Source organism: Avibacterium sp. 20-126, from assembly GCF_044358625.1.
GTDB lineage: Bacteria > Pseudomonadota > Gammaproteobacteria > Enterobacterales > Pasteurellaceae > Avibacterium.
On sequence record NZ_CP091457.1, the window covers coordinates 858,698 to 881,894 of the forward strand.

General features: G+C 38.1%; 11 protein-coding genes. 1 reads left to right on the top strand and 10 read right to left on the bottom strand.

Going from position 1 to position 23,197, the window contains the following annotated elements; all coding sequences use genetic code 11:
* From L4F91_RS04015 to L4F91_RS04045, 7 genes are all read right to left on the bottom strand, one after another.
* Positions 1 to 1,152 (bottom strand): ABC transporter permease, encoded by a 1,152-nt coding sequence (locus L4F91_RS04015; RefSeq protein ID WP_395897424.1) that lies wholly within the window; start codon positions 1,150 to 1,152, stop codon positions 1 to 3.
* Complete coding sequence (locus L4F91_RS04020) at positions 1,139 to 2,461, bottom strand: ABC transporter permease (protein ID WP_265778072.1); 1,323 nt, start codon at positions 2,459 to 2,461, stop codon at positions 1,139 to 1,141. Before L4F91_RS04020 ends, L4F91_RS04015 begins: the two co-directional genes overlap by 14 nt.
* On the bottom strand, positions 2,461 to 3,858 hold the full coding sequence (locus L4F91_RS04025; protein WP_395897431.1) for a Fe-S-containing protein: 1,398 nt from the start codon (positions 3,856 to 3,858) through the stop codon (positions 2,461 to 2,463). Before L4F91_RS04025 ends, L4F91_RS04020 begins: the two co-directional genes overlap by 1 nt.
* Before the next feature lie 42 nt (positions 3,859 to 3,900).
* Positions 3,901 to 4,551: an IS1595 family transposase gene (locus L4F91_RS04030; protein ID WP_395895521.1), complete on the bottom strand. Its 651-nt coding sequence runs from the start codon at positions 4,549 to 4,551 to the stop codon at positions 3,901 to 3,903.
* A 390-nt stretch (positions 4,552 to 4,941) separates the two neighbouring features.
* Positions 4,942 to 5,439 carry an REP-associated tyrosine transposase gene (locus L4F91_RS04035; RefSeq protein WP_250350498.1) on the bottom strand — a complete coding sequence of 166 codons (498 nt, stop codon included), beginning with the start codon at positions 5,437 to 5,439 and terminating at the stop codon, positions 4,942 to 4,944.
* A gap of 359 nt (positions 5,440 to 5,798) precedes the next feature.
* A complete protein-coding gene (locus L4F91_RS04040) occupies positions 5,799 to 6,320 on the bottom strand; it encodes an iron transporter (RefSeq protein ID WP_017805905.1) in 522 nt (173 codons plus the stop codon).
* 35 nt (positions 6,321 to 6,355) lie between these two features.
* Complete coding sequence (locus tag L4F91_RS04045) at positions 6,356 to 8,266, bottom strand: FTR1 family protein (RefSeq protein ID WP_395897434.1); 1,911 nt, start codon at positions 8,264 to 8,266, stop codon at positions 6,356 to 6,358.
* Positions 8,267 to 8,610: 344 nt separating this feature from the next.
* Here L4F91_RS04045 and L4F91_RS04050 point away from each other — a divergent pair, with 344 nt between their 5' ends.
* Entirely contained in the window at positions 8,611 to 20,004 is an 11,394-nt protein-coding gene (locus tag L4F91_RS04050) for a YadA-like family protein (RefSeq protein ID WP_395897436.1), read from the top strand.
* Between the two features lie 958 nt (positions 20,005 to 20,962).
* Here L4F91_RS04050 and L4F91_RS04055 read toward each other — a convergent pair.
* The 3 genes from L4F91_RS04055 to L4F91_RS04065 form a co-directional block, all read right to left on the bottom strand.
* A complete protein-coding gene (locus L4F91_RS04055; RefSeq protein ID WP_395897438.1) occupies positions 20,963 to 21,694 on the bottom strand; it encodes a hypothetical protein in 732 nt (243 codons plus the stop codon).
* A 64-nt stretch (positions 21,695 to 21,758) separates the two neighbouring features.
* Positions 21,759 to 21,980: a hypothetical protein gene (locus L4F91_RS04060; RefSeq protein ID WP_250350494.1), complete on the bottom strand. Its 222-nt coding sequence runs from the start codon at positions 21,978 to 21,980 to the stop codon at positions 21,759 to 21,761.
* A gap of 318 nt (positions 21,981 to 22,298) precedes the next feature.
* Positions 22,299 to 23,162, bottom strand: coding sequence for a fructosamine kinase family protein (locus L4F91_RS04065; RefSeq protein ID WP_395897440.1), 864 nt, complete (start codon positions 23,160 to 23,162; stop codon positions 22,299 to 22,301).
* Positions 23,163 to 23,197 lie beyond the last annotated feature (35 nt).

Consider the following 23,197-nt stretch of genomic DNA (forward strand, 5'->3'; position numbering starts at 1 on the left):
TTATTCGCCTTTTAAAACGTTGGCCGTTTGAATTTCTAAAGCTCGGCGTGTTGGCACAATCACGGCAATAAACGCCACCGTGAGTGAGAGCAAAATCGTGATCGGAATCACAGGCAAGCGTAAATCAATATAAGCTTTAAATACGGTGATACCAAGAATTTGGGCAAGCAAATAACCTAAGATTAGCCCTACCACGATGGCACAAAATGCAATGAGCAAAATTTCTGTGCCAATTTGTTTAATAATATCTTGCTGTCTTGCGCCTAAGGCTTTTTGTAGTGCAAATTCTTTTGCTCGTTCACCTACAATGGCGATTAAGGTAGTGTTCACGCAAAGGGTGGCGAGAATCAGAATGACCACAGAAATCAAGCCCATTAATCCTTTGATTTTATCTAAAATCTGTCCTTCTGAAGCGGATACTTTAAGAATAGGACGAATGGCAAGATCAGGATAGCGTTGTTGTAATTGGTGAGCAAATTGACTGACTTGTCCTTGATCGTTTTTCACATTTAGCAAGGCATTGGTGATCAAGCCTGTTTTATCCAGCCATTGTTGTGCAAATTCCAAGTTTACAATCAACATATTATCTGTGGCATCTCCACTTTCTACAATGGCTTTAATGGTGAACTGATGCTTTTCCGCCCCTTTATTTAAGGTAATTTTATCGCCAAGATTAAGGTTTAACCGTTGTGCAAGCGATTTACCGATCATCGCATTGCGATTATCAAAATTGACGCCAATGGCTGATCCTGTGATTTGCCAATAAGGCGAAAGCGTGTGCATTGCATCAAACCATACGCCCATTATTACCACTTTTTCTAAATCAGCCCGTGCCACACCATAAAGATAAGGGCTGGCTGCGGTAATTAACCCTTGCGGAGCTTGGCGGAGAATTTGATCAAGGTCTTTTTCGTTCATTAAGCCACTGCTGTTTGAACCAATGTAAAAATTCGCACCAAAGGTGCGTAATTCTTGGCTCATTTTGGTGTTGATGTCAAAATACACCGCTGCCATTGCCGTAACAATACTTGCGCCTACGGTGAGTGCCGCAAAAATGATCATCACCCGTTGTAAACGTAACCGCAGTGCATTGATAATTAAACGCCAAAACATGGTACGTTTATGGATTAAATGGGCATTATTGGCGACCATATAGCACCTCCACAGGATAGAGTTGCGCAATACGATGTGCAGGGAACCACGTACCAATTAGGGCAATAATAACGGACAGGACTAATACGCAAGGCACTACAATCCAAGCAAAGTCTAATGGTGCGCCAAATAGGGTGATACCGATAAATTTGGCTAACCCCCAACCTGCCACGCAACCTAATGCACCACCAAGCAGGGCGCTGATAATGGCTTCACAGTAAAACAGTAAGACAATTTGCCACTGGTAAGCCCCGAGTGCTTTCATTAAACCAATTTCTTTGCTACGTTCGATAATGGTGGTGGTCATTAGTGAGGCTATCCCCATTGCAGCAGCAACGAGTGCGGCGACCGTAACCACTGCAAGTAAGAGCTGGATTTTTTCAATGACCACGCCTTCTGAGGCGGCAACTTGCCAGATTGGGCGAACCACTGCGCCAGAAATGGCTTCTTCTAATTGATGCGAAATAGAAGAAACATAAGCGGTGCAATACCAGCGATCATATTCTTCCGCCGCTAACGCATCAGGGTTATCGCGTGCTTTACGTGAAAGTTTATTTTCAGGTACGGTCAGGGCGGAAACCTTAATGCCTTGTACCTTGCCAGATAAATTTAATAAATTTTGCACCGCACTTAGGGGTAACACGATTTGCTGTTCTTCCGCGCCACCTGTGGTTAAAATGCCGACAATATGAATGCTAAGGGTACGTTGGGTTTCACCTTCGTGATAACTTAGCTGAATTTGATCACCGATTTTCCATTTTGTGCTGTGCGCTAATTGATTTCCCAAAAGTGCGGGAATATTTTCAGCAAAATTATTCTGACTATCATCTACCCATTGTCCTTCAACTTTCCAATAAGGGCTAATAATGCGTTGCCCTGTGTGGTAATCTTCTTCATCAGGAATGGCGATTTGGTGGTCAAAAAAAGTGCCTAAAATGCCTATATTATGGGTATTGTTTTGCGTTAAATTGTTACCCTCAACTTCCGCACTGAGCAGAGGGGCAAAGCCCACAATATTATTACGCCAGAAAATATCTTTAACATTGGGCAATTCTTTCTCATCTAAAAAATCCTGTGTGGAAAGGCTATTGCCCCCATTAATTTCAGCCGAAAGCACCGCACTGCTGGCGGGTTCAATCAAAATATTTGCTCCATAAGATTTCAGCTCACGCGCCATCTTATCGCCAATATCAATAGATACCGCAAGCAATGCAGAAACAAGACCTGCGGCGAGAAAAATAGTCATAATAGCGAGCAGTTTACGTTTTAACCCGTGTCGCCAAGATTGTAATAACATTCGACTGAGCATTATGGATTTTCCTCTTTTGCCACATAATTTTCAGGGTGATCACGGAACGCATTGAGATTTTGCTCGTTAGCAAAGAAGTAAGTTTTGCCTGCGTAATTATACTTATGTTCCGCCGTGGTATTTTTCAATGTTGTGCCATCCACAGGATCTTTTACGTCTAATTCCACAATGGTAGAAAAATAGTTCAAGCCATCTTCAAGACTTTTTTTGCTGATGATGACGTCCGTATCCGTTTGTTGCCAATCTTCAATTGGCACAGGATTACACCCACCGGGCTTACCGATGGAAGGAATAAACATTCGTACGCCACAACCAACACAAACCACTTGATCGCCTTCCATTACATAGCCTTGATCGCCACACAAAATACAAGCATCAAACACTGCCGCCAAGCTGAGTGTTTTCGTTGAGCGATTGATAATGAAAAAACGTACCGCTTTACCATCGCTTGCAATCCACACGAAACGGTGCAGTTTTCCGTCTTTCACCTGTTCGATAGGAATATGAATCCTGTTTTGTTTATCCAGTGTTACCACTTTAGCTTCAGAAAGTTGCGGTGGGCGAGAGGCAATTTGATCCCAATAAAGTTGCGCAGATAACATCGTACATAAGGCAATGCCTCCCCATAACAAAGTGCGTTGGCTCGTTTGCAATATCGCCAATTTTTTACGTTTTTCAATAGGCTGATGCGTCTGTTTTACTACGGCTTTATTGGCAAAATGTATTTTAATGGTAAAGAAAATCAGGCTTAATGCGGTAAGTACCGCGATAAAATAATTGGTATAGCTGATTAAATTGCTGGATTTTGCTACAAAACTTAACCGCGCTTTGGTCAGATCAATCACTTGCAATTTCATTAAGCCAAGTAACACTTCGCCTGTTAAAGGCAAGAGTAAAAAGAGGGTAGTGAGAGAAATCAGCAAAAAGGGAAGTGCGGTGCATTTTTTCGCTGTTTTCGTTTGTTTTAATAAAAGGTAGAGCCAAAATGCAAATAAAAAACAAAAAATAAGGGCAAAAATCACCGCACTTAGATGTAGGATAAAATCCGTATTAATCACGTCTGTATTGGTAATCGCCGAAATATTGGGATCTCTTGCCCACAGCATTCCTGCGGCAAGACAAAGCATAAATTGGCAAAAATAAGCGAATTTACTTGAATGGAAAAAATGGACAAGATAGAACAGCACAAAGAGGATCATTAAGAAAAGGTTTAGTCCTAGCTTAATTTGTTGGTTAGTTGGTAATTGTAAATATCCCATTACACCACAAATTAATCCTAAAAGAGAAAGTCCTATGATGGATTTGAGTTTAATATTTTGATAGCTAAGCCAGTTTATCCCTAATAATAATGAAATTGGTAAAATGGCTTGTAGTAGAAAGACAATGTAATAGTTCATAGCTTTTTAGATTTATATTGTATTTGGGGCTGTCCTAGATAACTAGACTAAACTCCCTTTAACTAGTTGTTTTAAAATGGAAATTTGAGTTTTTATGTCACTGTAATTAAAACGCCATTCGCATTCCTTTAAATAAAGCTCAAAATGGGCTTTAGGAATACCATTAAATTTGCGTAAATGGCGTTTTGCTTGGCTCCAAAAATTCTCAATTCCATTAATGTGGTTATGATTTTCAGCAAAATGTGTGCTGTGGTTGATACGAAAATGGCTAAATTCACTCACATCAAGCACATCATAACTACGATAAGTATCGGTGTAAACAATACTATCAGGCTTTACTTTCTCTCGAATAATAGGTAACAAGGTGGCTGATTGAGTATTCGGAACCGCAACGGTATAAACCTTGCCATTGCGTTTAAGGAGCCCGAATACTGCGATTTTCCCTGCCGCGCCACGACCACGTTTACCTTTGCGGGTACCACCAAAATAACTTTCATCGGCTTCAATTTCACCTTCAAACATTTCTAAGTGTAGGCTATTTTGATAGATGAGCAGGCGTAAACGATGAAAGTAGTATGCTGCTGTTGTTTTGTTTACATTGACCAACTCCGCAGCAGTCCTTGCTGTAATCCCTGCGACAAATAGCTCAATGAGTTTATTTTGTTTATGCTGACTTAGACGACTTTTTCTCATTGGTTCATTCTAACCTAAATAGAGTTTTTAGTCGTTATCTAGGACAGCCCCTTGTATTTTAGTTATTTTAGGTGAATACATAGGTTCACCTCTACTGTTTTTGGATGTTTATTTATATCGTCGCGTTGTTTCTGGGTGGATATACAAGTCCGCCCTTACGGTTATGGAACTCTATTAATATTATTCCGTTGTTTTTGGGCGGACGCATAGGTTCACCACTACGGTTATGACTCTCTGTTAATATCATTTTGTTGTTTTTGGCGGGCATATCGGTCCGCTACTACTGTTTTGGGAGCTTCGTTAGAAATATTGTGTGATATTTTGTATTTACTATATTATTTTGTAAATTATTGTAGGGGTGGACCTATGTGTCCACCCATTACCTTACCATCAATTCTGAAATAAGCTATCATTATTCCAATTATATGGATTACATTCTATATATTCAGCAATTTCGAGATAGGATTTTTCATTCCTTATAATATGCTCATAATAGCTTCTTTGCCAAAGTTTTCCCTCAAATGGTTTCCAATGATTGTTTTTGACATTTTTTATATAATTGTTTGTTGTCATTGTTTTAAACCATTGCACAATGGTTGGAATACTGTATTTTTGTTGTTCTTTAATGTATAAAATAAAGTGAATATGATTTGGCATCACGATATATTCTAAACATTCTACATTAGGAAATTTCTTTCCAAGTTCTAAGTACCAATATTGGATCATTTTCCCAACATCATTCATTAGCATTTTATGATTTTCGATATTACCAAATAGGCATTCTTTATTGTGAGTACAGACCGTAATAAAGTAGAGTCCTATTTGTGAATAGTCATAATGTTGTAGCCGAATTACTTTTCGTTTTGGTTTTTCCGTTACATTAGTCATTTTTATTTTGAGATATGGGCGGACACATCGGTCCGCCCCTACGGGTTATGTAACTCAATTTGTATCATTCTGTTTTCCGGGAAGACATATAGGATCGCCCTTACGGTTATGGAACTCTATTAATATTGTTTTGTTGTTTTTGGGCGGACACATCGGTCTGCCTCTACGGTTATGGAACTTTATTAATATTATTCCGTTGTTTTGGGTGGACACATAGATCCGCCTCTATACGTTATGTAACATTCAAATATTCTAGGGAATGTTAATAAGATATTTCTAGCATTGTAGGGGCGGACCGATGTGTCCGCCCAAAGACTAGATATATTATTTTCTAATTTATCCGAGTGCTATGATATAAACTACTTCAATCCAGTAAATTTAAACTCATAGCTTACATCAAAAGGTTTCCACCAGCGACCTACTCCTGTTTCGCTGTCAGTATGGCGGTGCATACCTGCTTTTGATGGTGGATCGATATGATAGGTTACTTTGTAGTTACCCACGCCCATCATTTTCACGTTTGCGCCATAATGTGGGCCATCGCCGGCTACCATTGGCATAAATGTACCTTCTTGTTTTTCACCCGTATCAGTGTTTACAAGGGTGTATGCAATGGTTAAATATGGCATCCATTCACCTTCACCAAAGCCATTGTCGTTGCCTTTAGTGGCGTGAATATCCGCTTCAAGGTGAATATCTGAATCTTTAGCAGATAATCCCATTCCACGTGGTTCCATATCAATAGGTTGTAAATAAACGGCAGCAATTTCCATACCGTTCATTGTTACCGCTTCACCAATTGGGTATTCTTTGAAGGCAAGGGCGGAAGGTGCGGTTAAAATTCCCGCTAATAAAGTGGCTGCAACAAATGTTTTTTTCATAGGGACTCCTATCTGTTAAGGGGTTAAAATCAACATTAAGCCTGTTTTTTGCTTTGATATTTCATATAGAATAAAGCAAAAACGGCGGCGATAAGTAAAATAGCCTGAGGCGTTAGGGTTTCAACATAAGGATAAATGCCGAGCCACGAAATTTCTGGCACATTGGCAACCAGCGTTGGCTCAAACAGTTTTCCTTCAATCAGTTCTAGTACCGATTTTCCTGCGAAAATAAATGCCATTAAATACATAAAAGATCCCGTAAACATAAAGAACGGTTTAAGCGGTAATTTAACGACAGAATAACGCATAATGACATAGCAAATAGCAAGCACCACAATGCCTGCGACAATGCCTGCAAATAAATAGACATAGCTCATTGCGTTAGTGGCATCCCCCGCCAACGCATAATAAAACAATACGGTCTCCGCACCTTCGCGATAAACCGCAAGAAAACTGGTGATCCACAAACCGATAAGTGATCCCGTGGTGAGAGCGGCGGAGAGTTTCCCCTCTAAATAGCGTTTCCAATTTTGCGCTTCAACTTTGGAAAGTAGCCAATAACTCATCATAAATAGCATTATTACTGCAATCATCATCGTAAAGCCTTCAAGTAATTCTCGACTTGCACCCGAATTAGAAAAGACCAATTGGAAAATCGCAGCGGTGATGACACTTGCAGTTAAGGCAACGTAAACGGATTGTTTAATCACAGGCAATTTATCTTGATGATTATTTTTAACTAAATAAGCCACAATGGCCGCGACAATCAATAAGGCTTCTAAGCCCTCACGAAGCATAATCAAGAAACTGTAAAGAAACATTGTCCAATCGCTTTGCTGATTACCTTGCAACATTTCCACAGCTCTAGTTAAGTTTTGCGCTAAACCTTCTGCTTGTTGATGAAGCTGTTGTGCAGGCTGATTGGCTTTCATCAAGCTGACTAAACGGGTAAAATAGCCCTCAATTTCGGTTTTGAAATGACTATCACGAGAGCCTATTTTATTTTCCATTCCACTGTTTTCAAAAATATCAAAATAAGTGTCTTGCACAGCAAGAATGGCTTTTTTACTTTCTCCCTTTTCAAATAAGGCAATGGCATTGGTAATACCTTGATTAACTTGGCTTGCCACGTCTGCCCAATTTTGATTATCAGAAAGATCTTGCGAATTTTGCACCGCACTTTGATTTGTAGCTTGCGCTGTTTTTGTGATTGGAAGTTGAGGAAGTTGTTCTTCTATATCTTGTAATAAGGTGGTGATTTGGTAACCCAAAGCATTAATTTGTTCAGGCTGTTCACTTAATTTGATGAGATCGTAAAATTGCTGATTAATACTCGCAGAAATAGCAGCAGAACGATTTTTACGAATGGACATTTCCATTTCGCTGTTTTTATAGCCATCGTATTGGGCTTGCTGAATAAGTTTTTTCGCTTGGGCAAGATCACCTTTTTGGTACGTGCTGATGGCTTGTGCGAGCAGATCATCAATGGTTCTAAAACTTTCCTGCCAATAAGGATCAATCTCATTATGCTGATAAACATCGTGCTGATTAGAGGCGTTGAGCTGATGACCTTGTTCTAAAACAGGCAAGACGAATTGCAGATCTTGTTTTAGTTGGCTGATTTTATTCTGCACTTCAGACAAGGGTTTACCTTCACCGATCATTTTACGGATTTCACCAAAAGTGGCTTCCATTTGGTAACTTTTTTGCGCAGAAAAGTTAATGCGAATTGGCCCTTCTAAATTTTCAAACACTTCAAAATAAGCCATTTGCACTTCACTGCGCGCGTCATCAATTTGCTTTTCTTGGTAAAGCTGAGCGGTTTTATCAAGACGATTTTCGATGTCTTGAATCCATTGTTGATAGTTTTCAGATGCCGAGGAGAAAGAAGTGAAAAAGATCAAAGCTAAACATAATAGATAACGATAGTAACGCAAAAGCCCCATTTTTATCCTCTAATCTAAATAAAAGTTATTCTTATTTCTCTCTATTATCCTCACATTTAGGAATTTGGCAAGAAAAAGAGCAGGAATATTCTGAAACGAGTTTCTTTAGTTGATAGAGATCAAAGTTCATTTTCCCAGAATGATTAGGAATATCCTAAAAGGAATGTGTTTTTAAATTTACAAAAGATTACATAAAAAAATTTGAGAATTTTCTATTTAATTGATACTATTTAATCGATTTACTCTAGGCTAGGGTATCACTCTATTGTTGAGTTTTAAAGTAGTTAGCCAGTTAATCATGTTGGTTAATTTTTATTTTTTAATTTCCATTTAGGATTTTTAGTATGAACAAAATATTTCGTATCGTCTGGAATCAGTCCCTACAGACGTGGGTGGTTGTTTCCGAATTAGCCTCTCGTCATGGCAAACCGACAACAATCGTTGGTTCTGTTAAAAAGACATCAAAAACCTTAAAAAGTTTCTTTTTAAATTCTCTTTCTCTCAGTGTGCTTCTTGCATTGCCTACAGCCGCAAATGCGTATGTGGCATTTAACTATACAGATGAAGATGGCACAGTACATAATGTTGATACAGGTGTTATAGGCGGTGATTCATCTGGCACAACAGTTAGACGTAAGGCACAGGCAAGCGATGATCCTAAAATTCAGCCTTTAAATTATAGAACCCCTGGTAATATGACTTTTGCAACGCCAGATGATACTACTCTTTCTACTGCGGCTACAGGTTCAGGTGGATCTAAATTATATACTGAAAATACTGGTATGACTCAAAGTGGTATTGCGATTGGTAATTTTGCTAATACAATTAGTAAAGCTGGACAAAGCAGAACGAATGGTGGGGTTGCATCTTCAGGGATTGCAATTGGTAATTATGCAACTGCAGAAGGTGGTATGTCTATTGCCTTAGGCTCTTTTACTCATGCGAGTGATATCGGTGCGATTGCTTTAGGAACAGCAGCGCGTGCCGCAGCATTCAATTCTTTAGCGGTGATGCGCCAAGCTTCGGCAGCAGGGGACATGTCGATGGCAATTGGTACTGCAGCTTATGCTAAAGGAACTGGTGGCATCGCAATGGGACAATCAGCTACCGCAACAGGTAATCGTTCAGTTGCTATTGGTAGTGCAAATGCCGAAATTGAGATGGTTTCAGGCGGAAGTTCTGGTTATCAAGTCGGAATGACTACATATACAGATTCGACTAGTACAAAAGCTGATGGTGACTCCTCTGTGGCCGTGGGGTCTGTAGCTCGAGCGGGAGGAAATAAATCAATTGCGATTGGAGCTAATGCAAGAGTAGAAAAAAGCACTACCTCTCAACAAGATACGAATTTAAGTAATGCAATTGCTATTGGTTCTGACTCCATAAGCGATTATATAGGCAATATTGCTATTGGTAATAAAGCAAGCTCTAAAAGTAATGATCGTATTTTAGCTGGAATTAGAGGGCAGAATGGACATCCAGGGATTATGTCATCAGGCTCTCATACTGAAAATATGTATGGTGTCTCAGAAGGATTCGGTACTTTATCTGTTGGTGATCAGTCATCAGCGACCGAAGGTTCTGTTGCATTGGGCGGAGGTGCTATTGCTAATACAGTTTCTGTTGCTGTTGGTTTGCAGTCCAAGGCTAATTCTTCTGGGGTTGCAGTCGGTACAACAAGCTATGCTTCTAATTCCTCAGTTGCTGTAGGTCGCCAAGCTTATTCAGATAATTTAGGTGTTGCTATGGGTACAACAGCTGCAGCTAATGCTATTAGCACTGTTGCAGTTGGTTCTTCAGCTACCGCGAATGCAAAAGGTGCTATTGCGATTGGTGGACGTGATACCCCGACAAATACACTAAATAGTAATGGTGATGATTCTAATTATTCCTTAGAAAACGCAACAAAAGCAACGGGTGTATCTTCTATTTCTATTGGTACAAAAGCGAGTGCAAGTAAAGCCAACGCTATTGCCCAAGGTACCTTATCAAATGCGGCAGGAACGGGAAGTATTGCTATCGGTACAGAGGCTGTTGCGGGTAATACAAGTGAACAGTTAAATACTATTGCGATTGGTACTAAGTCTTTAGCAAATACCGTGGGAGGTATTGCGCTTGGTGGAGAAGCTAAATCTACAGGCAATGGCGCTACTGCGGTAGGTTCTTATGCAAATGCTTTGGCAACAGCATCTTCTGCGTTTGGTAATCATGCAAACGCTTCTGCAGAGGCTGCTACTGCGATTGGTCGTCAGTCTCTTGCTGGTAGAAATGCTTCTGCACTTGGTACAGCAGCTAAAGCGACAGGAGATAGCTCTATTGCTATTGGTGCTGGAGCCCAAGCACAAGGAGCTAATGCCATTTCTATTGGTACAGGAAACGTCGTAAGCGGAAATAACTCTGGTGCAATTGGTGATCCTACAACAATTAGTGGTGACGGTACTTATTCTTTAGGTAATAATAATGGCACTATCGCTGCTAGTAATTCTGGAGTCTTTGGTAATGATAATACTTTTGCAGAAGGCGCTAATGATAGTATCCGTGTGATTGGTAACCATAACACAATACAAACTTCCAATGTTCAGATTTTAGGTAATGATATTACTGCTGGGGTTGCTAACTCTGCTTATATCGGTTCAAGTAGCCGAGCAGCTGCTGGCAATACAGTAGGGTCTAAAAATAAGAAAAAAGATGGTTCAGATGGAAATACGACAACTGCAGGTGATGGCGGTACAGTAACTAATGCAACTGTTGGTGCAATCACTTATGGTGGTTTTGCCGGGGCTCAAGCTCACGGTGTAGTAACCGTTGGAGCAGCTGGAAATGAACGCCGTATCCAAAATGTTGCCGCAGGTGAAATTTCTGCAACTTCAACAGATGCAATCAATGGTTCACAGCTTTATGCAACAAATAATGTGGTTAATAATGTTGCGAATAGTGTTAAAAATGTTTTAGGTGGTAATGCAAATGTTGACAATGCAGGCAATATCACAATGTCTAATATTGGTGGTACAAATAAAAATACCATTGAAGAGGCAATCAAGCATGTGAACCAAGGTTGGAAAGCAACGGTATCTGCATCTACTGGTGGTGAGCAATCAGGAAAAATCGAAGATGCTATTCAACCTGGTGAAACGTTGACCTTTGACGCAGGTAAAAATATTAAGTTAACTCAATCTCAAGGCAAGATTAGTATTGCAACTAAAGATGATGTTAATTTAAATAGCGTAACTGCAAATACTGTAACAACGGGTAATACCTCAATGAATACCGATGGAGTTACGGTTACTAATAATGGTAAAACTACAAAAGTTGAAGGCGGTAAAGTTACAGGTTTAGAAGAACGCGATACAAATAGCGTTAACTATGGTACTGGTGAAAATGCTGGCCGTGCCGCAACTGAAAGTGCGGTGAAAGCTGTTGATGATAAAGCGACAACAAATGCAACTAATATTGCTAAAGGCACTAAATATGCTGGTGATGTTGCTGCAAATACTACAAATGAGTTTACTCGTCAGCTAGGTGATGTTACCAATGTTAAAGGTGGTGTAACCGATAAGAATAAGCTTTCTGATAACAATATTGGTGTTGTTTCAAATGGTACTGACACATTAACAGTTAAATTATCAAAAGAATTAACTGGTTTAACAAGTGCAGTATTTGGTAATACTACAATTAATAATGATGGCGTTACCGTTACAAATGGAAATCAAACAACGAAACTTGAAAGCGGAAAAGTTACGGGATTAGAAGCTCGTGATCCTAGTAGTGATAATTATGGTGTTGGTGATAATGCAAATCGTGCTGCGACAGAAGCTGCTGTAAAATCTGTTGATGATAAAGCAAATCAAAATGCAACAAATATTACAACTAATACTAACGATATTACCCAGTTGAAAAAAGGTTGGAAGGTTACAACTACCGCATCTGAAGGTGGTGAAGTTAGTGGTACAGAGGTTAAATCTGTATTAGCTGATGAAACAGTAACTGTTGATGCTGGTAAAAACATTAGTATTACTCAGAAGGGTAATACAATTTCTGTTGCTACTAAATCTAACGTAGTTTTCGATTCTGTAACCACAGGCAATACATCAATGAATACCGATGGGGTTACTGTTACCAATAATGGTAAAACTACAAAAGTTGAAGGCGGTAAAGTTACAGGTTTAGAGGAACGTAATACGAGCAGTACAGATTATGGTACAGGCGTAAATGCTGGGCGTGCCGCAACTGAAAGTGCGGTGAAATCTGTTGATGATAAATTGGCCGCTTCTACCTTTGGATTAAAAGCACAAGATAACAAAGAAGTTAAGAAAAACCTTAACAATACTATTGAAGTGGTTGGTGCTGATTCAAATATTTCAACTAAAGTAGCTGATGGCAAATTACAAATTGAATTAGCTAAACAATTAAATTTAACTGATAGTGGTAGTGTTACTACTGGGGCATCTACATTAAATAATAGTGGATTGACTGTCGGTGGTACAACTGTAACTAATGGAAAAGTTGCTGGTTTAGATGCTCGTAATCCTACCGCTAATAAAGCTGATTATGGTATTGGTGACAATGCAAATCGCGCAGCTACAGAGGCAGCAGTGAAATCTGTTGATGATAAAGCCAATACAAATACCAATGATATCACTCAGTTGAAAAAAGGTTGGAAACTGACTACTGCAGCTGATGGTGGCTCTGTAACTGGTTCTGTTGAAACAGCGGTACAAACAGATGATGTTGTAACTGTTAAAGCTGGTAAAAATATTGCAGTAACTCAAGATGGCCGCAATATTACGATTGCTACATCAATGACACCTGATTTTGATAAAGGTACTGTAACGAATAGTGATAGCACTGCGAAAGGTGGTGATGTTGAGTATGTTACGAAAGGCGGTACTCAGATTGTAAATGGCGGTGATGTTTATAATGCAATCCATACCACAAATAACCAATATCAAGGTGATAACTCAGATGTTACTGTATTACGTAACCCTGATCAGATTTTATCTGTGAAAGGTGGCGCTGATGCAAGTAAGCTCTCTGATAATAACATTGGTACAGTTGGTGCTGCAGATGGTTCTATTACCGTTAAATTAGCTAAAGAGCTTGCTGATCTTACTAATGCGACCTTTGGTGCATCCGATGCAGATAAAACAGTTATCAATAAAGATGGTGTAACTATCAACAAAGATAATGGTAGCGGTGTAAATGATCCTGCTAAGACGGTTAGCTTAACTGATAACGGCTTAAATAATGGTGGTAATCAGATCACTAATGTCGCAAGTGGTGGAGATATTAATACACCTGAAAATGAGACTAATGCTGCTAATATTGGTGATTTGAAAAATGTTTCAGATAATTTAACCACTAAAGGTTTTGCTTTATCTGATGATAAGGACAGTAAAGTTACTCAAGAATTAGGCAAACAAATCCAACTTAAGGGTACCGATGGAATAACTGTAACTGCGGATGCGGAGAATAAAGCCTTAAATATTGGTTTAGGTAACAATCTATCTGTAGGTGGTAAAGATGGGCAACCTGGTTCAATTGGCATTAAAGGCGCAGATGGACAAGATGCCGTTGCTATTAATGGCGCTGATGGTGGTTCGATTGTTGTTGGTGGCAAAGATGGAAAACCTGGTGTAGCCGTTAATGGTAAAGATGGTTCAATTGGTTTAACTGGAAAAGATGGTTCGAATGGTAGTGTTACAGTTAAGCAAGGACAGCCTGGTGTTAATGGTACCGATGGTAAGCCGCGTCTTATCGTAAATGATGAAGAAGTTGCGACTTTAAATGATGGTATTAAATATGCTGGTGACATTGGTAACGCTGCAATTACTTTAAATAAAGTAACGACAGTTGTTGGTGGGGTAACTGATGCTGATAACCTTTCAGATGATAATATTGGTGTAGTTGCTTTACAAGATGGTGATAATGCCAAATTAACAGTGAAGTTAGCTAAAAATTTAAGTAACCTGACTTCTGCGGAGTTTATTGATGTAAGTGGTAATAGTACAGAAGTTACAGGAGGAGCAATTACTTCAACTAATGATAATGGTAATGTTGCGCTAAGAACAGCAACTGAAACCAGTTTCATCGGTGGACCTAATGATACCGTTAAATTAAGCAATGAAGGCTTAGATAATGGTAATAATCAGATCACTAATGTTGCAAGTGGTTTAGGTGATACTGCTCTTGAAGATGCAACGGGTGATACATTAACTAATGCTGCAAATATTGCTGATGTGAAAAAAGCTAGAACGACAGTAACTTCTAGTGATAACTCTATTCTGGTAGGAGAAACAACCGAAAAAGATGGGCATACAAATTATGATTTAACTGTTGATAAACAAAAAATTGTAGAAGGTGCTCAATTACCAGTTGTTTATACAGATGCTGAAGGCAATAAATTATATAAACAAGCAGATGGTTCGTTTAATACTCAGGCAGATGGTCAGGGTAAACGTGTTGAAGCAGCTGATGTTATTGCTTCTATGAATAGTGGTGACGGTTCAACTTCTACACCAACTAAGTTAGCTAATGTTGGTTCAAGCATTGCAGATCAAAAAGGCGATACTTATCTTGATAAATTAGATGCTGCAAATACAGCAAATGCGAACAATGCTGTAAATGTAAGTGATTTGAAAAACACTGCTGATGCATTAACTAATAAAGGTTTTGGTTTAACCGCACAAGACGGTAACGCTGTAACCAAAAAACTTGGTGAAACAGTTGAAGTTGTTGGTGGGGCTGAAGATGCTGTAACTACTACCGCGAAAAATGTTCGTACTGTTGTGAATAACGGTAAAATTGAAGTTCAAGTAGCAGAAGCACCGGAGTTTAAAGAGGTTACTGTAACCAATGGTAAAGATGGTGCAGATGGTAAATCTGTTGTTGTGAAACCAGATGCAATCGTATTCAACGGTGTTGATGGTGTGGACGGCAAAGATGGTACCGATGGACAAAATGGTCAAGTAAGCGTAAAAGTAGAGAAAGGCGAGCCTGGACTTGCTGGCAATGATGGCAAAGATGGCGAAAGCAAAACTCGTATCGTTTACGAAAAACCAAATGGTGACAAAGAGACTGTTGCAACCTTAAATGATGGCTTAAAATTCAAAGGTAACGGTGACAAAGTTGTTGAGAAAAAACTTAACGAAACTTTAACTGTTAAAGGTGGATTAGCCGAAGATAAAGATGTAACGGATGCAAATACCCGAGTTGATGTTGATGATGAAGGTAATTTAGTTGTGAAAATGGCTAAAGAGCTGACAGATTTAACCAGCGCGGTGTTTGGTAATAATCCTGTTGATAATAAAGGTGTAGAAAATAAACCAGGTGTCAATGTAGATGGTTCAACAGGTGCAATTACCACACAAAATGCTGCAGGTAACCAGATTGTGATTAATAATCCTGCTGGTCAAATCACGGGCGTTGAGAGTGGTTTAGGTGATACTAAACTTGAAAACGCTAAAGGCGATACATTGAAAAATGTTGCTAATATTGGTGATTTGCAGAATGTTTCTAAAAACTTAACGGATACTGGTTGGAAGTTACAAACTAATGATGGTACTGAAAGCACAGTTAAATTAGGTGAAACTGTTCAAGTGGTTGATGGTGCAAATACCAAAGTTTCAACAGTCACTGATGCTAATGGCAAACACACATTCCACGTTGATGTAACAGGTTTACCAGTTGCTTATACCGATGCAGACGGAAAACCGTTAGTGAAAGTAGGTGATAAATTCTATAAAGCTAGTGATGTTACAGATGGTGTGGTTAACCAAGATGCACCAGAAGCGACACCAACAGGAACGACTTTAGTTTCTAAAGATGGTACTGCTACGCCTCAAACATTGGATAATGTGAAGAGTGTAATTGAAACTCCGACTGAGGATAAAGATTTCTCAACAGTATTAAACGAAGCTGTTGACAGCAAACCAAACAGTGCTGTCAATGTAAGTGATCTGAAAAATACTTCAGATGCTTTAACAGCTAAAGGATTTGGTTTAACTGATGATAGCGGTAATAAAGTTACTCAAGAATTAGGTAAACAAATCCAAATTAAAGGTGTTGATGGCGTAACAGTAACGGCTAAAGATGCAGAGCAAGACGGCCGCCGCCTAGAAGTTTCACTTTCTGGTGATGTTCGTGTAAGCGGTAAAGATGGCAAAGATGGAACTATCGGAGTCAAAGGTGCTGATGGTCGTGATGGTACAACAATCACTAAAGATGCAATTGTCTTTAATGGTGTTGATGGCGTAAACGGCAAAGATGGTGCTGACGGTAAAGATGGTCAAGCAAGCATTAAGGTCGAGAAAGGAGCAAAAGGCCTAGATGGTAATGACGGTAAAGATGGCGAAAGCAAAACTCGTATCGTTTATGAAAAACCAAATGGCGAAAAAGAAGAAGTTGCAACATTAAACGATGGTTTACGTTTTGAAGGTGATACTGGTGAAACCATTGATAAGAAACTAAATACCACGTTAAAACTATCTGGAAAAGCAAGTGAGAATGGTGGTTTAGAGTCCGATGCTGCAGTAACAGATAAAAATTTACGTGTAGATAGCATCAATGGTCAATTAGTAATTCAAATGGCGCAGGCATTAAGAGATTTAACTAGTGCAACATTTGGTAACCCAGAAAATCCAACATCAGATAATCCGGTTACGACGATTACTAATAATGGTATGACTATCAATAACGGTACGCCAGAAGAAACGGTAAGCTTGACGAAAGATGGCTTAAATAATGGTGGAAATCAAATCACAAATGTTGCGAGTGGTTTGGGAGATAAAGATATTTCTTTATTAGAAAATAATGATCCTACATTAACTAACGCAGCTAATATCGGTGATTTGAAAAATGTTTCTGATAATTTAACTAAGACAGGTTGGAAATTACAAACTAATAACGGTAATGCACAAACTGTTAAATTAGGTGAAACTGTTCAAGTTGTTGATGGTGCGAATACAAAAGTTTCTACTATTACAAGCAAGGATGGCGTTCATTCTTACCATATTGATGTAACAGGTTTACCAGTTGTTTATACTGATGAACAAGGTAATCCATTAGTGAAAGTAGGTGATACATTCTATAAAGCAAGCGATTTAGAAAATGGCTTGCCAAAAGAAGGTGCACAGCCAGCTACTCCAGCAGGTACATCATTAGTAGCACAAGATGGTTCAGCGACTCCACAAACTTTGGATAATGTGAAAAGTGTGATTGCTCCTCAAAATGGTGAAGATTTCACAAAAGCATTAGAAAAAGCAGCTGAAAGTAAGCCAAATAGCGCTGTAAATGTAAGTGACTTACATAATACGGCAAATGCACTAACTGAAAATTTAACGCAAAAAGGATTTGGTTTAACTGATGATAACGGTAATCCAGTTACCCAAGAATTAGGTGAACAAATTCAAATTAAAGGTAAAGATGGTGTTACTGTTACAGCCGATGCAAATGATAAATCATTAACCGTTGCTTTAGAAGGTGACGTTCGCGTTAGTGGTAAAGATGGCAAAGATGGAACTATCGGAGTCAAAGGTGCTGATGGTCGTGATGGCACAACAATCACTAAAGATGCAATTGTCTTTAATGGTGTTGATGGCGTAAACGGCAAAGATGGTGCTGACGGTAAAGATGGTCAAGCAAGCATTAAGGTCGAGAAAGGTGCAAAAGGCCTAGATGGTAATGACGGTAAAGATGGCGAAAGCAAAACTCGTATCGTTTATGAAAAACCAAATGGTGAAAAAGAAGAAGTTGCAACCTTGAATGATGGCTTAATCTTCCAGGGTAATGGTACCGACACTGTTGCGAAAAAACTAAATGAAACCTTACAAATTAAAGGTGGTTTAGATAATAATGCAAAAGCAACGGATGCGAATACCCGTGTTGATGTGGAAGATGGTGCTTTAGTTGTGAAAATGGCTAAAGATCTGACAGACCTAGATTCTGCTACATTCGGTAAGGATGGTGATAACACAGTCATTAATAAAGATGGCATTACTATTACTAATTCTAATCCAACTAAACCAAATGTAAGTTTAACTGAAAATGGTTTAAGCAATGGTGATAATAAAATTACCAATGTTGCGGAGGGGACAGATGATACTGATGCTGTTAATGTGAAGCAGTTAAAAGAAGCTGCTGCGGCAGCGACAACAACAGTTGAATCTTCTGATGGTACAATTGATGTAAGTCGTCCTCAGCCTCAACCAGAAGATGGTCATATTCACTATGACTTGAAAGTGAACTCTCAAAAAGTGGTTGAGAATGCACAATTACCAGTGGTTTATACCAATAAAGATGGTGATAAAGTGTATAAACAGGCAGATGGTTCATTTAATACTAAGCCAGATGGTAGTGGTACAAAAGTTGAAGCTGGTGATATTATTGCATCAATGAATAGTGGCGATGGTTCAACTACTTCTCCGACTAAATTAGCGAATGTAGGTACATCTATTGGAGACATTAGTCCAACTGTAGATGGTAAGGCTGTTCCTGCTGACAAAGCGAACTTCTTAGATCAACTTGCAGAAGCAGGTAAAGATGGAAGTAAAGTAGCTAATAATGCAGTTAATGTAAGTGATCTACACAACACAGCAGATGCATTAGTTAATAAAGGCTTTAACATTGCAGCAGATAAGGGTGGTGATGATAATGTAAGATTAGGAGAAACAGTTAAATTTACTGATCCTAATAAAAATATCATTACAACTGTAAAAGACAATGAGATCCAATTTGCCTTAAATAGTGAAGTATCTATTGGTGGTAAAGATGGTAAACCTGGCTCTATTGGTGTGAAAGGTGCTGATGGAAAAGATGCTGTAGCAATCAATGGCGCTGATGGCGGCTCAATTGTTGTTGGTGGCAAAGATGGTGTTCCAGGAAAAGATGGTGCTCCAGGTATTGCAATTAATGGCAAAGATGGTTCTATCGGTATTGCTGGTAAAGATGGTTCAAATGCTGGTGTAACTGTTGCACAAGGCGAAAAAGGACTGGCTGGTAATGATGGTAAAGATGGCGAGACCAAAACTCGTATTGTTTACACTAAACCAGATGGTAATACTGAACAAGTAGCTACCTTAAATGATGGCATCAAATACCAAGGCGATGTTGGTAATGCTCAAATGACATTAAATAACACAACTCAAATTGTGGGTGGTGTAACTAATGCAGAAGATCTTACTGATAACAACATTGGTGTTGTTGCAAAACAAGATGGTAAGAATGCTAAGCTAACAGTTAAACTTGCTAAGGATCTTAAAGGTCTAAATTCCGTCACTACGACAGATGCAGCTGGAAACTCTACAACTGTTCAAGGTAATGGTGTAACAATTAGCGGTCCAAATGCAGCTGGTAATAACAGTACAGTAAGTTTGACAACTAATGGCCTAAATAACGGCGGTAACCGTATTACTCATGTAGCAGATGGTAAAGATGATACTGATGCTGTAAATGTAAGACAGTTAAAAGGTGCTGTTGGTAACATTAACAATAACATCAATAAACTTAATAAAGACCTTCGTGCAGGTATTGCAGGAGCAACTGCGACAGCTGGTTTACCACAGGTTTATATGCCTGGTAAATCAATGGTAGCTGCAGCGGCAGGTACTTATAAAGGACAAGGTGCTATTGCTGTTGGTTACTCAAGAGCAAGTGATAATGGTAAAGTTATCTTGAAATTAACCGGTAATGCAAATACTCGCGGAGACTTTGGTGGCTCTGTAGGTGTTGGTTATCAATGGTAATTTTCTAAGATAATTATTTATCTCATAAGAATCCTTCCCTTTTAGGGAAGGATTTTTTTATAAGAATTATATGAAGATTAGTGATATAGGCGTTTGAAATGAAAATAAGGCAATGTGCAGCAACCGCTGTTTACAGCTAGCACATAAAGGTGTTGGTAAGAGCGTATTATTTTTAGTTTAGATGACTATAAAAATATTGCATTAGATGTATTATTAACGTTAGCTATATAGTTTTTTAAGTATGAAATGAGGTAGCCAGTTGTTAAATATAGTTGATTAAAGTTAAAAAATGAAAGAATTATCTAACTTTACTGGCAGATACTCAAGGAGTTACTAATACAGTATTATTCATTTACTTTATGTTTTATCTTATATGTATCAATTCTATTTGGTTGCACTGGTAATGAGAAAACAGAGGAAAAACATAAATTTGTTGCTGGTAGCAAGGGCTTAGAATTCTGGTTAAAACTCTAAAAGAAAGTAAGAACAATGCGTTTTACCCCAATTTACCTTATTGGTGTTCAAAGTATAAAGATAATTTAGAAGAACGTTCAGCTAAATCAGCTGACAAAGGTAATTTCCTTATAAACATAAAAAAGAGTAAGAGTGTGAATTATGCTAATCTTAAATATTACGAGAAATAAGCATTTATCTCTAAAGAGCATCTTGAATTAAATATTGAAAAGACAACAAATAGATTATAAGGATTATTTAATGAATTAAAGAGTGCGTTGATAAATTATAACTGATTGAAAAAATGTAATATTATGTTTATGAATGATTTTTTTAAACGAAATAGTCGCTAACAATCTAAAAAATAATTATTAGCAACTATTTGTCCGTTACACTGAAAAAGTACTTAGCATAGAATTCGTCAAATATTAAAAATATAATTGAATAGAAAGAAATTTTAGAAAGACTATTTTTTACTCTAAAAGATCATTTTATAAAATATCTATCATTTAATTACACTCAATTTTTCAACCTCAAATTTGCAAATAGTAATTGGTTTTTCTATACAAGGATAAGTAAAAAATATATTATTGTTAGTGCTAATATTTTTAGATAACACAAAAAAATTATTACTTTTGGCAAGAATATAGTACTTTTGATGTTCAATTTCTAGAGATGCATATTCGTGTTTAAAAGCTGGTCTGAAATATCCAATAGTAAATGCAGAAACAATAAAGTATAGGTATATAAAGAGCATAATATAAATTGGATTTAGCTTCTTTCTTTTGATCAGTCTATTAAGATTTTGTGGGCTTATACTTTGATATTTAAGCTTTACAAATAGTGGAATTGTAATTGCAATTAATGTATAACTGATTAGTAATACAGCACTGACATGTTGTATTAGTAAGATTGCTTGTAAAACAATAGGGGAAGAGAGTGCCGTGAAGATAATAAAAACACGTAAGCGGTTCATAAATCTATCAGAAAAATGATCTTTTGCTTTTCTAATAATATACAAACCAACAATATAGACAAAAGAAATAATTATAGAAATAAATAAGACATACCCTAAACTTCTTGCTATATTTGGAATGCCTACTTCCACAAGTTCCCAGGGAAATTGATAATAAAAAGATTGTGCCCAGCCATAGGAATAGGCTACAGACCAACCAATTCCGATTAGAAAAGTAACGATAATTGATGAACGAAGAATTTTTTCTAAGTAGTTATCCATATAACCTTTATTCAGAGAACAAAAAGCCTTGCTTTATAAGCAAGGCTAAAATTCTATTTTTTAATTATAAACCTTCAGAAGCCCATTTAGCAGCAACACAACGATTTGGGGCGGTAACAATTGTACCATCTTTTTTCTTATATGGAGTTGGGTCGTATTCTTTTGTACAACCAACACCATTATATTCACTTGGATCAACTGGAACTGGTTGGCCAGCTGAAGCGATAACCTGTGAAGATAATAGGGCTGCGATAGCACCTAACATTAATTTAGATTTAAGTTTCATAATGAACTCCTTTGTTATTATTTTTTTGGATTTATTGTTAAACATGAGTTAATAACAACCTAACTCGTTTGTTAGATTACTCTTTTATGTGGGAAAGTCAATACTTTATCTTGTCTGACCAGAAATAATAATTATTTTATTAACTTAAATAAATTCAATAGGTTATGCTTAATATTCTTATTAAGGTTATAGCCATATATATCCATGGATAAATAAAAGATTATTTTGTATGAATAGCATGTTTTCTAGAAAATAGAAAACAGTACACCTTAATGTTTTAGAGAGCTGATGAGCTGAGTATTTGCTCTTTTTCTTATTTTAATTGACGTATAATCGCTGGAGATATTGTTTCGTTAAATTTATGTAATGACCTGAAAAACGATGGCTAAAATTTAATAAATAATAAAGCTGATAAAGCGGTTTACGTTGTGCATAGCCCTCATCAATAGGTAAAGTGCGGTGATAATTTTGGTAGAATTTTTCTGGGAATGGTTGAAACAATTCGCTAAATGCGAGATCGCATTCGTGATCGCCCCAGTAGCAAGCTGGATCGTAAGTAAAAGGCTTGCCAGTTACTGTTGCACAATTTTCAATCCAAAGATTACCGTGTAATAGCGCAGGCTTTGGTTGATGTTTGGCTAAACGTTTGGCAACAAGGGCAACCAACTTATCAATATCTGCAAAGTCTAAGCCTTTTTCTTTACAGATCTGTAATTGCCAGCCAATACGCTGTTCGCTAAAAAAGGTTGCCCAATTATCTGACCACCCATTTGGTTGATACACTGGCCCAAGCCAAGTATCGAAATCAAATCCGTAATGCTCAACGTTTCCCCATTGGTGAAGTTGAGCTAATTGGGGCGCGAATTGTGCCATACTTTGTTCAGTAGGGGAGGTGAAAGGAAGGGCTTCTAACAGTAAAAAACTGTGGTTTGGCGAACAGCCTACACCGTAAACTTGCGGTACTTGAACACAGCCCGTTTTGGCTAGCAACGCCAATTGATCCGCTTCGGCGCGAAACATAGAGCGGTAGGATTTTGTATTGATTTTGACAAAAACGGGCTGGATGCCATCATCGATAATCCAAGCTTCGTGCATTTCGCCCGTATGCACTTTACGTTTTTGCTTGATAAAATAATACGCACCAAGATGTTCGGCTAAAACTTGAGAAATTGATTTCCACATAAGTCCCCCTATATTCAACTTGTACCACGTCTTGA